Annotated in this window: 10 protein-coding genes, 1 pseudogene and 1 CRISPR repeat array; of the genes and pseudogenes, 9 read left to right on the top strand and 2 right to left on the bottom strand. The window is 47.0% G+C overall.

The window, feature by feature from the left end; genetic code table 11:
* Positions 1-4: 4 nt before the first annotated feature.
* Entirely contained in the window at positions 5-754 is a 750-nt protein-coding gene (locus tag M0Q40_04005; protein MCK9221773.1) for a prepilin peptidase, read from the top strand.
* Between the two features lie 4 nt (positions 755-758).
* Here M0Q40_04005 and ytvI read toward each other — a convergent pair whose 3' ends face one another.
* Both ytvI and M0Q40_03995 read right to left on the bottom strand, forming a co-directional pair.
* A complete protein-coding gene (gene ytvI / locus M0Q40_04000; protein MCK9221772.1) occupies positions 759-1892 on the bottom strand; it encodes a sporulation integral membrane protein YtvI in 1134 nt (377 codons plus the stop codon).
* A 12-nt stretch (positions 1893-1904) separates the two neighbouring features.
* Complete coding sequence (locus M0Q40_03995; protein ID MCK9221771.1) at positions 1905-2348, bottom strand: DUF523 domain-containing protein; 444 nt, start codon at positions 2346-2348, stop codon at positions 1905-1907.
* A 243-nt stretch (positions 2349-2591) separates the two neighbouring features.
* On the opposite strand from M0Q40_03995, the gene cas6 reads away from it, so the two are divergent.
* The 8 genes and pseudogenes from cas6 to cas2 all read left to right on the top strand — a co-directional run bounded on the left by cas6 (position 2592) and on the right by cas2 (position 10871).
* Positions 2592-3353 (top strand): CRISPR-associated endoribonuclease Cas6, encoded by a 762-nt coding sequence (gene cas6 / locus M0Q40_03990; protein MCK9221770.1) that lies wholly within the window; start codon positions 2592-2594, stop codon positions 3351-3353.
* Between the two features lie 65 nt (positions 3354-3418).
* Positions 3419-5269 (top strand): annotated as a pseudogene (locus M0Q40_03985) (TM1802 family CRISPR-associated protein).
* A gap of 14 nt (positions 5270-5283) precedes the next feature.
* Complete coding sequence (gene cas7b, locus M0Q40_03980; protein ID MCK9221769.1) at positions 5284-6189, top strand: type I-B CRISPR-associated protein Cas7/Csh2; 906 nt, start codon at positions 5284-5286, stop codon at positions 6187-6189.
* A gap of 5 nt (positions 6190-6194) precedes the next feature.
* Positions 6195-6905, top strand: coding sequence for a type I-B CRISPR-associated protein Cas5b (gene cas5b, locus M0Q40_03975; GenBank protein ID MCK9221768.1), 711 nt, complete (start codon positions 6195-6197; stop codon positions 6903-6905).
* Positions 6856-9099, top strand: a complete 2244-nt coding sequence (cas3, locus tag M0Q40_03970) for a CRISPR-associated helicase Cas3' (protein ID MCK9221767.1) — start codon at positions 6856-6858, stop codon at positions 9097-9099. Before cas5b ends, cas3 begins: the two co-directional genes overlap by 50 nt.
* Complete coding sequence (gene cas4 / locus M0Q40_03965; GenBank protein ID MCK9221766.1) at positions 9086-9595, top strand: CRISPR-associated protein Cas4; 510 nt, start codon at positions 9086-9088, stop codon at positions 9593-9595. The genes cas3 and cas4 overlap by 14 nt, the downstream gene beginning before the upstream one ends.
* A gap of 11 nt (positions 9596-9606) precedes the next feature.
* Positions 9607-10602: a type I-B CRISPR-associated endonuclease Cas1b gene (gene cas1b / locus M0Q40_03960; protein MCK9221765.1), complete on the top strand. Its 996-nt coding sequence runs from the start codon at positions 9607-9609 to the stop codon at positions 10600-10602.
* Between the two features lie 2 nt (positions 10603-10604).
* Positions 10605-10871: a CRISPR-associated endonuclease Cas2 gene (gene cas2 / locus M0Q40_03955; GenBank protein ID MCK9221764.1), complete on the top strand. Its 267-nt coding sequence runs from the start codon at positions 10605-10607 to the stop codon at positions 10869-10871.
* Positions 10872-11044: 173 nt separating this feature from the next.
* Positions 11045-14417: a CRISPR direct-repeat array (repeat unit 30 nt; unit sequence GTTTCAGATCTTCCTATGAGGGATGGAAAC).
* Between the last annotated feature and the right edge of the window lie 28 nt (positions 14418-14445).

Genomic DNA, 14445 nt, shown 5'->3' with positions numbered 1-14445 from the left:
CGATATGTTGTATCTATTGCTTTTTGCCACGGGCGGCGTTATCGGTAGTTTCCTGAATGCTTGTATTTACCGATTACCCCGACGGATCTCCATGGTATTTCCTCCCTCGGCATGTCCTAGATGTAAACACCGATTGGGTGCCTTGGATCTTGTGCCCGTATTAAGCTATCTATGTTTGCGAGGGCGCTGTAGATACTGTCACGGGGCCATTCCCACTAGATATCTGATTGTCGAATTACTGGCGGGAGTGTGGTTACCAGTCTCGTGGTGGATGACTAGAGAAGTCGCCTCTTTTCTGTGGTTTAGCGTCAATGGTCTTCTATTGCTATTAGCAGGGATCATTGACAAAGAGACGGGGCTGATTCCCAACAAAGTAACCTATGGGGGGGCAGCCTTTGGGTTGGCCTATTACGGGCTTAAGCAGCTTGACATGCTACCCCCTGCCCTTTTAGGGGGGCTTGTTGGGTTTGGTACAATCCTGTTTATTCGCCTCATCTACCCAAAGTCCATTGGTATGGGTGATGCTAAACTATTAGGGTATATAGGTATCATCACGGGACCGGGCCAAGCCCTCCTAGTACTATTCCTAGCTGCCGTATTCGGTCTCATAAGCAACATACACTTATTTGTCCGGAGGGGAAAGCAGGCACTAACAACCCGTGTACCCTTTGGCCCGTTTATCGCGGTGGCAGGATGGATTGTCTTCCTCTGGGGAGATACACTGATCTTCTGGTGGACCAACTTGTTTGTGTGATTCCTCAGGCCTCGCCCTTTCGTAAAGCTACATAGGTTCTAACAATGGCCTTAATCACAATCACCAGAACGGGTCCAATAAGAAGACCCCAGGGACCAAAAAACACGATCCCGGCGTACATGGAGATCAACATGGCTAGCGGATGGACACCGATGGTGTCTCCCATTACATAGGGCTGGATTACCTGTCGAACAATGAGGATTGTTAGATACAGCACAACTAGGCCAACAGAGACCTTCGGATGCCCGAGCAGGAAGGAGAACAAAGCCCACGGTAGCATGAGAAAGCCTGGGCCAATTACTGGAATGATGTCCAAAATCCCGGTGGCTAAAGCTAGTAACAACCAATAGCGGCTGCCGATCAAGAAATACCCAAAGGAAGCTATCGCCACTGTAATAGCTACGAAAAAGAGCTGTGATTTGATTAACCCGATGATATCAATTGTGATCCGATCCCTCAAAAGGTTCAATGGTTCACGCCATTTTCGCGGGGTAAGCTGAGTCATGGCATTAATAATGGTATTCTTATCTCGGCTGATGATATATGTTCCCAGGAAGATGACCACGATCACAAACATAGAGGAAGGTAACCCCGAAAGGGCATTGAGGATGCTATTTACCAGCTGTATGGCTGTACCCTCCAAAGACTTGCCAAAGGTCTCGATAGTCTCCTGGATCTTGGCGCTGACTGGTTTTGGCAGGTTGCTACTAAATTCCTCGTATTGAATCAGCAGATTATTGATGGAGTCGCTGATCTCCACCCGGTATTGGGGCAGTAGATTGGCAAGTTCCCACAGTTCGGTCATCACCTTGCTAAACATCATCACCAGGATATAACCGAAGACTACTATAACGGTGCCTAAAGTGAGTAAAACAGCCAAGGAACGGGGAAACTTCAGTCTGCTTTGTAAAAAACCAACCACTGGATCTAACAGTTCTGCCAAGATCAAAGCTACAATAAATGGGATCAAACTGATCAGAACATAACGGAGCAACACGATTATCGAGGGTAGTATCTCAGTTGTTACTGCACTAAGTAGTCGAGCAAGCAAATACAAAGTGATGATGAGTCCCATCACAATAAGTAAGGGGATTCCCACTTTTTTCAAGTCAAGCTTAGACCAATTGATCTTACCCAATGTTTGCACCCCTTAAAGATCGCGTTCCGTCAGGATCAGGATCCCTTTACCTTCTAATAATGCGGCCGTCACACCCATGCCCGGTTTCTTACTCCCCGTGAAACTCCCGTCATGAATCATCCTAGAGCCACAAGATGGGCTATTGTCTTTAAGAATGGCCTGCTTTATCCCTGTTAGGTCTGCCAATTTGAGAGTCTCCATGGCGCCCAAAACAAAAGAATTGGTCACATCTTCACCGTCTTTACTTACAACCTTTGCGAGACCCTGTAGCACCGCTTTGCCGTCAGTTCCTTTGATCTCGCAAGGGACACGTGGCGTAGAAAGCCCCCCAAGCTGCTCTGGGCATACGGGTATAGCCCGTCCTTCTTGTACTAGTTTGCACGCCAACTTATTACATTGGCTCTTACCATCATAGCGGCATTTGATACCCACTAGGCAGGCACTGATTAGCATCAAAGGCATCACCTTGTTCCTTCCGACAAGTACATTATAGCAAACAATGCCGGACGTGCATACGTGTAGTTTCAGCGTTTTGTCTACTGCGCCGGTTGTTGGGTGATAAATCAACCTATACATAATACCGGATAGTTCTGCTTATCAGACATTAAACTGGGAAAACAAGGAATTTAAGTGAAAGATGTCGAACCTACTACACATAATTATCTTGTGTATCCCAAAATGTTTAGGAGCGTCGCTTACATGCAAATCAAGTTGACCTTACAAAATGAACCTAGTGGTTTGGTATGGTTACCCCGAGCTAACCTACATATTCTTCAGGCCTTTGTGTACCAGCTCTTTTCCGAGCGGCTTGCGTGCTTCTTACACAATGAAGGATTTCCCTTTGAGAAGCGGACCTTCAAACTATTCACCTTTTCTTGGCTTAGTGGAGTAGAACCGATTAAGATCATCAAAGACATGGTTGTCCTTCGTTCACCCCTTACCCTGCATATTTCTTCGCCACTACTACATATTCTTCAAGATGCAGCTACCGGTGCCCTTACGAAGGATTCAGTTCGCCTGGGGAACAACGAATTATACTGTGCTGGCGTGGAAGTTATTGATCAGAAAGTGACTGACGATGCCATAGTGATCCGCGCGCTCTCTCCTATAACCTGCTATTCGACACTGCGCAAAGAGGACGGCAAACCATATACCGTCTTCTATGAACCGATAGAACAAGAATTCCAGCAACAAATCGATCAGAATCTACGGAAGAAGCACTCGATTTGCTGGCCTACCCAGCCCATTTCGGAACAGAGAGTTGTACTGGAGCCTGTGGACAAGCCTAGACGACAGATTGCTGTTTTCAGCAGGGAAACAAAAATGCCAACCAAGGGTTGGTGGGGCACCTTCCGGGTCCATGGTCCCAGGGAATTGCTGCAAGTAGGGGTTAACGCTGGTTTTGGCAGTAAGAATAGCAGTGGTTGGGGTTGTGTTGAGGTGTTGAAATCGAGGGAATAAGGAGGCATTTTATCATGGGATTTCTGAATGCTGTAAGAGATATTGGACGAGTGCAAACAGCCGGTATGGAAGAAGATTCCACAGTAAAATTTTCACAGTTGCCTATGATTCCGATTGTGCAAAAATCCAGGAATGACCAACAAGAGACCAAAAAAGAGCAAGTGATTCAGGTTTGGTTAAGGACGGCTGATCCATTTGCCGAAGTCCTCGACATACAAGGCATTGATAGGTTTAGAGTAGTTGATTATCTAGCTGATGGCCTATCCGTTGTTGCTCGGCAGGAGCAAAAACGTCGTATGCTTTTCAAAGAACCGTCCGGAAACAATGTGACGTGGAGTTACTCTCCCATATATCGCTTGGGGAAACCCAAGAGAAACAGCCTAAGAGAGTTGCTTGGTGAAAAGGGACGGTTAGAAAGGTTGCAGAAAACAACGCTAAACAATTACGAGAAGGAAGGGGTCTTCGCCCCCGGATCTGTTGACTTGCTTATGAATGCCCTCCACGAACAGTCGGAAACCTTAGCAGAGCTCTGGTCGGATACGGAGCGTTCATATCTGCTGATGTTTGGCATATCCCACCAAGATAGTTTCTTGTATCCCGGCGATATACCAGCCTTTGTGAGTTACTTTCGAGATAAGGTTAAAAGACAAGTCTTTGATGATGCCTTCTCATCGCCGTGTGCCCTGTGCCAAACATCATCGGCCGCATGCGTTAATCTTGATACGGTGTTCAAATTTGCTACATTTGATAAACCCGGATACCTACCGGGAATGGGAAGCGGCGGAAAAGACAGGTCTGCGGCCAAGGTGTTCCCGGCGTGCATAGACTGCTATTCCGCTCTTCTGGTAGGACGTGAGGAACTGGATGTGCAGTTTTGTGATCGCCGCACGATTAGCGGAATTAATATTTATGTTGTCCCGGAGCTTATTACCGGCACCAAGCGAATGGACGCAGCAGCTCGGGCGGCCACTGGCTTTATAACGGAGGGGGTGGCGGGAAAAGAGAGTGTGTTCAGTAGTCTTGCGCGGCGCGATGAATTACTTGTCTTTCACTTTGTATTTTGGGAGTCTAATCAGGCTCAGGAGAGGATTCATCTTATGGTTGAGGATGTACCCCCGTCTTATCTAAGATTTCTTGAGGATACGTGGTTGGAAACAGCTGATGTTTTCGGCATAAAGGAAGACGGAAGAAGAACACTTGATGGTGCATTCCGAACTCTATTCAGAGCCACTAGATCCTTTGCAGGCGAGCGACAACAGGATAAAAATGTGATGACAGAGTATACCATATCCTTAGTCGGCAAGCTCTTGAATAATGAGTGGGTGGACTCGAAGATGATGAAGACTCTAGCTGTATCCCGCATGCCAGGTTTGGTAAACGATCCAAAATGGATGAAATATGCGTCGAATAATGTACGAGAACTTGGCGCGTTAGTTGACTTTCTTGATAGATATAATGGGAGGCGGTAACTGATGAACCTAAGTTTCTTTGATCAATTTTCAGATCAGTATCTACAAAAAGATGAGGGAAAGGGGGTTTTCCTTGCCGGAATCACCTTAGGAATGCTCGCGAGGGGCCAAGTTAGTAAAGGTGATGATATTGCCAAGGCACCACTTTTTAAACAACTGAACTTCGGCAAAATGATGTTACGGGACCTTAAGAAACACTTATCTAGGGTTCCGGAGTTAACGCGAGTGTATCGGGTTAAAGGAGCTGGACGACTGGAACATCTTGCCGCGGAAGCCGGTTCTTTGATGCTTAAAAGCGGGATTCCTGAGTTAGGTGTTGATGGAAACTTTGCTTTTTCGGTTGCATTTTTGAATCCATGGCCATATTACGCAGCAATATTCGAAATTGATGTCGCCGAAGAACAAGTAGCGATGGATACCAATGAAGTCAATGAGGACGATGAATAAGGAGGTTAATCGAAATGTCTTTCGAAAACAGAAGAGAATTATTGTTCGTCTATACCGTAAAAGATGCTAACCCCAATGGTGATCCTCTAAATGCAAATCACCCTCGCTATGATGAGGATGCCGGACAATTACTTGTTTCTGATGTCAGGATTAAACGCACGATTAGGGATCAGTGGGTCAGGGATGGGCTCAACGTTTTTGTGGATGGTGAACCAAAGACTCTAAAAACTCGTTTTGAGGAGCTAAAGAAGAAAACCAATGGGCAGACTGGGGAGGAAGTACTCTCGCAGTGCATCGATGCAAGATTGTTCGGGGCGACTTTTGCATTAGGTAGCGAAAGCTTTTCCTGGACTGGGCCGGTGCAGTTTAAATGGGGCAGATCGCTAAATCGATCTCGTGTGGAGTTAGTTCAGGGTACAGCGGCTTTTGTCTCACGAGAAGGTAGTGAGCAGCGTTCTTTCCGTAACGAATACATTGTTCCCTTTGCGGTTATTGCGGCCTATGCCATAGCTAATCAATACCCTTCCCAGGTAACCGGGGCCACCGATGCGGACTTGGATCTGCTTATTGATGGGATGTGGGATGGCACCGTTAACCTTATTACAAGGAGTAAGGTAGGGCATGAACCACAGTTAATCCTCCAGGTTGTGTATAACGAAGGTTTTAACGGTATTACCGGTTCCCTGGATGATAGAGTGAAGTTAGTCGACGATGAAGGACGATGTCTTTCCGAAGAAGAACAGTTGGCCCTAAGATCCTTGGCGAATATACAGCTTGATGTTTCAGAGCTAAGTGACGCGATTCTTTACCATGACGAAGCTATAAAATTAGTGGATATCGTCCACTCCAAAGATTTAAAACTGCTTGGATTAGAACGGTTGAGCCAACTTGGTAATCGGTTGGCCGTCGAAAAGAGGTGAAGCCGGTGGCAACGGTCTTTGAAGTCACAGGGCCGGTGGCTATGTTCCGCAAGCCCTATACGACGACTTCTGCAGTTTCCTTTGCATTTCCGCCGCCTACCGCTATTGCTGGAATGATTGCTGCAATTATTGGTCTCGGAAATGGAAGTGATCAAGACGCCACCAATGCAGAGTATTGGTCATACATGAGAGGAACCAGGATTGCTATTAGGATCGCCGCCCCAATCCGTTGGAAGAACCATTCGGTGAACCTGTGGAACACGAAGAATCCGCAGAGAAATCCGCGGGTCCAGGTAAAGCATCAGTTTGTAGGTTCGCCCCGATACCGGGTTTATGTCTCGGGGGGGCTGGAAGAAAAACTGAGAAGCTTTATCGAGTCAGAGACCTTCATATACACGCCTTGTCTTGGCACAGCCTATGCCATTGCCGATTTACAGTATATCGGTTTCTATCCTTGGAGCGAGGCCCAAGAAGACGTTCTCGAAGTAGACACGGTTCTTCCGTGGGACGAGGGGGTGAAAATAGATGCCCTTCGCTCGGGTGGGGCATTTAGAGAGATTGTTCCCTTTGAATTAGACCAGGAACGGGGGCTGGTCGAGAGTGTTACGGTCTTGTATCCGACAGCGGTGGACCGTAAGTTGCATCTACTAGAGAGAGGTGTTCTTGATGTCACACGATGCGGGGACGATGTGGTTGCCTGGTTCCCTGCCTGGTGACCTAAAAAGCCATGAGAAAAAACGCCTGTCGGATCACCTACAAAATGTAGCGGAGACTGCTAAGCACTTAGCACAAGCCCACGGAATCGACGTGGACGAAAAAGCACTTGAAGCCATCGGGTGGACACACGATCTTGGTAAAGTCCACCCGAAGTTTCAAGCATATTTAGACGGTGCTCCGCAGGGTATCAATCATTCTTTGCCATCTTCCTATTTTACACTTAGTATGACAAAGGATATCCTTGCTGCTGAGGCCGTACGACGCCATCATAGCGGTCTTCAAGATGTTAACCAAGTAAGAAACTTCTGGACAAGCGATCGACAGGATTTCCAAGTAATCAATAACGAAATGAAAAAGCTGGTTCCCAACTGGCCTATGCAGTTTACCCAGGAGGGCTGGTATGACTTTGTCGATTTCCTAAACCTTGATTGGGAAGTGAGTGCCAAAGACTGGTTGAGACTTCGTGCACTCTACTCTCTGTTTATCGCGGCAGATCGGATGGATGCAGTCGGAGTACAGAAGGTGGCTTTCTCCAATTTGCCTGAGTTTCATTTACCCAATTTCCCAAAAGACGGTGAAATGAACATATGGCGCACCAAAGTACGTAAGATGTGCCTGGGAAATCTTCCGGACAAAATTCTTCCTGGTGTTTATACGCTAACGCTACCCACCGGTGCTGGCAAGACGGTCACCGGTCTACAAATTGCTAAAGAAATGGCGACTAGAACAGGTGCAACTTCGATCATCTATGCGCTTCCCTTTATCGCAATTGTAGAGCAAAATGCTAAGGTAGCACGGGAGGTCTTTCAAGCACATGTCCAAGAGGATCACAGTGGAGTGGGCTCTGCTGACGAGGAAAGTAATGAGCTTTCACAGAATCCATGGGGTCGCATGTCTAGTTACTTTCGGTATTGGACTGAGCCGGTGGTAGTAACAACCCTAGTAGCTTTCTGGCGTGCATTGTTTGAAGCACGTGCGAATGCGACAATGAACTTTCATCGACTAAGTGGTGCTGTTGTGATTCTTGATGAGCCACAGAGTATTAGTCCTGAACTTTGGGAGGGTTTTGGCAAGACTATGGCTTATTTGGCAGAACATTGGGGCACCACCTTCTTGCTTATGACGGCTACTCAGCCCCTCATCGGCCAAGGGCGGGAACTCGCGCAAGGTATCGAGCCATTTCCAAAATCACGGCATACATACGAATTTCTCGATCAGAAATTCGAGTTGCAGCAACTACCGCAAGTACTCCGAGAGCACCTACCCTTTTGTGAGGGCTCGGGTATGATGGTGCTAAATACGAAGAAGTCTGCCTATGAACTGTGGGACCTGCTTCAAAACCCCAAAAAAGACGGGCATCTAGAAGGATCGGTGCTGTTCCTTTCTCGTTCCATGGCGCCCATACACCGTCGCCGTATCCTAACAGCTTTGAAAGGATTACAAAGGCGGGGTCGCAAGCATTACTTAGTTGCTACCCAGGTAGTGGAGGCGGGAGTTGATCTTAGTTTTGACTGGGTCTATCGAGATGTTGGTCCGCTGGATTCAATAATTCAGGCAGCCGGAAGATGTAATCGACACTTTGATCATACTAAACCGCCGGGTAGCGTGTTGGTTGCCGAGCTTGTTAATACGCAGGGTCGTGCCTTTCATTCCTTTGTCTACAGCCAAATCTTAACCAACGGTGCAAAGGAAGTTCTATCAAAGTATAAGGCCTTTACCGAACAGGAAGTATCCGTCTTGATTGACGAGTACTACCGTGTAATCATGGATGGTCTGCGACCGAAGGATTGCTTCGAGCTGATTAACAATGGTGAATGGGGAAGCATCCCTCCCCTTATCGAAACCAAGTACTACGGTGAGGTTCAGGTGTTTGTGGAACTTGATCAAGGACTAATACAGATACTCAAACAGCTAGAATCAACCGAGTGGACATTTGAGAATCAAGAGCGAATACGGCAGTTGTGGCGAAGAGCTTCGCAATACATGATCGAAGTTCCTTTTAAGTCTCTTTTGAAAAGCAGAGAGATTGCCGCAACGATTAGTACCACCAGTGCAGAACCGCCCGTTCGAGCCATTCTCAATGGCGAATACTGGCTAATTTCAAAGGATGCTCTAGGCACGATTTATCATCCATTGGCGGGATACATACCGCCGGATCTCGGTGAAGAGGATGTCGGAAATGTTATATTCTGAGGATCCACGTATTGGAGGTACTGTTGTATGGTATTACATGATCTGTCCGCGTCAGGTGTGGTTCATAACACGAGGGATAGAGCCTAACCAGGATGATGATCTTCTTCTGATGGGGAGGATAATTGATCAGACTACTTATAGGCGGGACAAGCATAGTGTTGTCTTCGGTGATAACCGATTCGATATTGTTCGCCAACAGGACGGGGCTTTGGTTATTGCGGAAGTGAAGAAGAGTAGCAAATCAATTGAAGCTGCTAGGCTGCAATTGGCTCACTATCTCTATGAACTTGAAAACGAAGGTTTCAACGCTAAAGGTCTGCTGCAGTTTCCTACTGAACGGAGGACAGAAGAAGTCATACTAGATGAGCGGCTTCGTAACCAACTTGAGGAAGCATATTATCAGATCCAGATCATATCTAAAGCAACGAGCCCGCCTGTGCTTGAGAAGCGAGGCTACTGCAAATCCTGTGCGTATGTTCAATGGTGTTGGAGCTAGGAGGGAGATGGGTGGGAAAAAGTCTCTACATATTGTCGTCGGGTCGGCTAGCGCGGAAAGACAATACTATTGTTATTGAAAACGATGAAGGCCGCAGATTTGTGCCTGTCGAGACTGCCGATGAGATCATGATCTTTGGGGACGTCACGTTGAACAAGCGGTTTCTTGAGTTTGCAACGGAATATCATTTGGCTCTGCACTTTTTCAATCATTATGGATACTATCAGGGTACGTACTATCCCCGGGAACATTACAATTCAGGGGCAGTTATCATAAAACAATGCGAGCACTACACAAACGAGGAATTGAGGCTAAAGATTGCGAGTAGATTTGTCTATGGGGCCATAGAAAACATGAAAAAGGTAGTTGGTTATTATGGTAGAAGACAGGACAGTAGCCTTGAAGCAATCGAAGACAGCCTCGATTTAGCAAAAAAGGATGTAACCGAGGCAACCGGCATTACCACATTAATGGGCATTGAAGGCAAAGCAAGAAACGCTTACTACAAAATGTTTGATCGTGTGGTTCAGGATCCAGCATTTAGCTTTGAAATCCGTAGCCGCCGTCCGCCCCAAAACAGAATGAACGCGCTAATTAGTTTCCTCAACAGCATGTGCTACGTGACAGCATTGGGTCAGATTTACCAAACACATCTTGATCCAAGGATTGGTTACCTACACGAAACCAATTTCAGACGCTTTTCGCTGAATCTAGACATCGCTGAGATCTTCAAGCCGATCCTCGTGGACCGATTGATTTTCACGTTGCTTAACAAGAAAATGATTGAGGCGAAGCATTTCGCCAAAGAGGGCAATGCTATGTACCTAACCGATACTGGTCGGGGTATTGTTCTCCGTACTTGGGAGGAACGACTCAGGGAGACCATAACACATCCGCGCTTAAACCGGAAAGTTAGTTACCGTACTTTGATCAAGATGGAAGTATACAAACTTGAACGGCATATTCTTGGAGATGCGGAATACCGGCCGTTTATCTCAAGGTGGTAAGTATGTTTGTTCTTATGGTATATGATGCTGGTGAGAAACGGGTAAACAAGGTACTGAAGGTTGGACGTCGGTACCTGACATGGGTTCAAAATTCGGTTTTAGAAGGGGAACTAACACCTGGGCTCTACGCGCAACTGAAAGCGGATTTGCTTGGTATTATTGACAAAGACTACGATAGTGTTATCCTATATACATGGCGCGTTGAAAAGTATACAAGAAGAGAAGTCTTAGGCCAAGAGAAAAGTGAGGGTCCAGATGTTTTTATCTAGTTTTCATCCGCGTCGACCCTCAGTAGCGCGAAAACCCCGGGACATCGACGCGGTTTTGTCAACTAAGCTAAAATGTCTAAGTCCGCGCTATGAAGGTGATAGCCTTGAATTGCCTTTTCCTGCCATCCAGAATTGTTATTGCAGGGAAATAGCAAACTGCCAGTGTAACGAGGGTTTCAGATCTTCCTATGAGGGATGGAAACTGGCTTCTCCACCCGGTTCATGGGGTTTTTCAAGATGTTTCAGATCTTCCTATGAGGGATGGAAACACTCGTATCGTCTGCCAACCATCAAGCAGATCCCGTTTCAGATCTTCCTATGAGGGATGGAAACAACAGCTCTCAGCGGGGCTCGAGGAAGGCTCCAAGTTTCAGATCTTCCTATGAGGGATGGAAACTACACGCGGGTCATGGCTGACGGATTGACGATTCGGTGTTTCAGATCTTCCTATGAGGGATGGAAACAGCTTTGTTGCGCTGTGCTTGGCAGTATCTAGAATGTTTCAGATCTTCCTATGAGGGATGGAAACCTCGGAAGGGCGATACACAGGAAGCCCGGAGATTGGTTTCAGATCTTCCTATGAGGGATGGAAACAGTTAGAGGTTGTTTATAGAGAGTCTAGGTCCTAACGTTTCAGATCTTCCTATGAGGGATGGAAACCGTCCCAGAGTGGCATGACTGATGACGATATGATTGTTTCAGATCTTCCTATGAGGGATGGAAACAGTTTCTGTTCCATTCTAGTACCTCCAGTCTTCTTCTGGTTTCAGATCTTCCTATGAGGGATGGAAACATACATCCTTGCGAATAACTCCCGGGAGCCATCCGCGTTTCAGATCTTCCTATGAGGGATGGAAACAGTGCTTCACCTTTTTCAGGTCTTCCTCATCGGTGTTTCAGATCTTCCTATGAGGGATGGAAACTCCAGGAGTGCCTCGCGGCCTCCTGTACTTCCTCCGCGTTTCAGATCTTCCTATGAGGGATGGAAACTAGACGCGGTCGCTGGTCTGGTTGACAGTATCACTGTTTCAGATCTTCCTATGAGGGATGGAAACAGGGAAATCCGCAAGATGAAGGATGGTAACGGGCAGTTTCAGATCTTCCTATGAGGGATGGAAACTATTTCTGTCCGTGCGCCTCGACCTCTTCCTTGGTCGTTTCAGATCTTCCTATGAGGGATGGAAACTTTTGGGCGGCTATAAGGGAGGATGACTTGATATGGTTTCAGATCTTCCTATGAGGGATGGAAACTATTCAGCACGGCAAGATATATATCCATCCGGTGGGTTTCAGATCTTCCTATGAGGGATGGAAACACCACGCCAACGTGCCTTTTCAGCCCTCACGTCAACGTTTCAGATCTTCCTATGAGGGATGGAAACTATGGATAGTAGCTTGTTAAACCGCATAACCATGCGGTTTCAGATCTTCCTATGAGGGATGGAAACCCTCGAGAGAGACGGCGAGGTATGGACTGGAGAAAGTTTCAGATCTTCCTATGAGGGATGGAAACACTTCCTCCTCGAAGAGCTTTACTATGGAGAATGGGTTTCAGATCTTCCTATGAGGGATGGAAACCGAAAAAATAGCTTCCATACGGTGGACACCCTATAGTTTCAGATCTTCCTATGAGGGATGGAAACGCGGCAGCTGGAGGAGAACAAAGGTGCCTAGGAAGTTTCAGATCTTCCTATGAGGGATGGAAACGTTGCTTGTTGGTTGCTGCTTGTTGGTTTTGGATCTGTTTCAGATCTTCCTATGAGGGATGGAAACGGAGGATGTTTTCGGCAATACAGGACACATCGAATTGTTTCAGATCTTCCTATGAGGGATGGAAACCATTCCCCCAAATATTCTACAATATCTCTATTCGCGTTTCAGATCTTCCTATGAGGGATGGAAACTATGGATCTTCCAAATCGTACCCTTCGGCCTGCCCGTTTCAGATCTTCCTATGAGGGATGGAAACCGACGGTCCTCGATGTACAGCCGGTCCTTGCCATACGTTTCAGATCTTCCTATGAGGGATGGAAACCCGAACTTCAATACACTGGACTTTGCCGGGGCGGGGTTTCAGATCTTCCTATGAGGGATGGAAACCTGTCAAGCATCTGGTCAGCAGCGGCGCCATAGTCCCCGTTTCAGATCTTCCTATGAGGGATGGAAACCATCATGATGTAAACCGTGGTACAATGGACTCAAAGTTTCAGATCTTCCTATGAGGGATGGAAACCCTTTACGCCCTCCGGCAGTTGCCCGGTGAGGGCGTCGTTTCAGATCTTCCTATGAGGGATGGAAACAAGGAAAGACGGAGTGAGATCGAGAAGCAGATCGCGTTTCAGATCTTCCTATGAGGGATGGAAACTGGCCATAATTTTATTTCCTCCTTCGCCGTTCACGGTTTCAGATCTTCCTATGAGGGATGGAAACAGGTTGCAAGCCAAAAAAACAAAGGAGGAACAAATGTTTCAGATCTTCCTATGAGGGATGGAAACGGATTTGCAATATTTTCTCTAGTAGGCATGTGTAGTGTTTCAGATCTTCCTATGAGGGATGGAAACGCGTATCAGCGGGCGTCAGGCTAATACTGATCCGGTTTCAGATCTTCCTATGAGGGATGGAAACACAACATCACAGATCGTTCCTGCCGGAGGGCAAGGTTTCAGATCTTCCTATGAGGGATGGAAACAGCACTTAACACCCGAAGAGCAAGTGCGCAAACTCGTTTCAGATCTTCCTATGAGGGATGGAAACCGGGAGACATCACCCAAGAAAACGGGCGAGTATGCCGTTTCAGATCTTCCTATGAGGGATGGAAACCCGATATGCCTCTTTGAGCTCCCGGTACAGTGGTTCGTTTCAGATCTTCCTATGAGGGATGGAAACCACGAAATTGGGTGCCAAGACTCAAGAGAGCTACGGTTTCAGATCTTCCTATGAGGGATGGAAACCAGGTCACTCGCCGTCACGAGGAGAGCATCGCCAAGTTTCAGATCTTCCTATGAGGGATGGAAACATTACAATACCGAAAACAATCTGGTGGTAGCTGATCGTTTCAGATCTTCCTATGAGGGATGGAAACTAGTGGTGGCCGCATTGGTGGCCTTGATTGGGTATGGGGTTTCAGATCTTCCTATGAGGGATGGAAACGATTGAGCAACGAGTTTGCCCGTCATCGTCCCGCCGGTTTCAGATCTTCCTATGAGGGATGGAAACTCAAGATCGGCTAGCGGTCCTTCTTTGGCTGGCGAGAGTTTCAGATCTTCCTATGAGGGATGGAAACTTCGTGCCCCTTCACCTGTCGCATAGGTGAGGGGCTTGTTTCAGATCTTCCTATGAGGGATGGAAACACCCAACTTGGATCGGCGGTAGAGGGAGCCAAGATCGTTTCAGATCTTCCTATGAGGGATGGAAACAATTCAAAGATGGCGGGTATCACTTCGAGTTTATGGTTTCAGATCTTCCTATGAGGGATGGAAACCCGTGTAAGCCTCATATGAGGTGTTTCCCGGCACGGTTTCAGATCTTCCTATGAGGGATGGAAACGACTTGCAAAGCGTGATGCAAGGTTTTG

This window comes from Limnochordia bacterium, assembly GCA_023230925.1.
Lineage (GTDB): Bacteria > Bacillota > Limnochordia > DUMW01 > DUMW01 > JALNWK01.
Note: the sequence above shows the minus strand (reverse complement) of the source record. Positions and strands in the feature narration are given on the sequence as shown.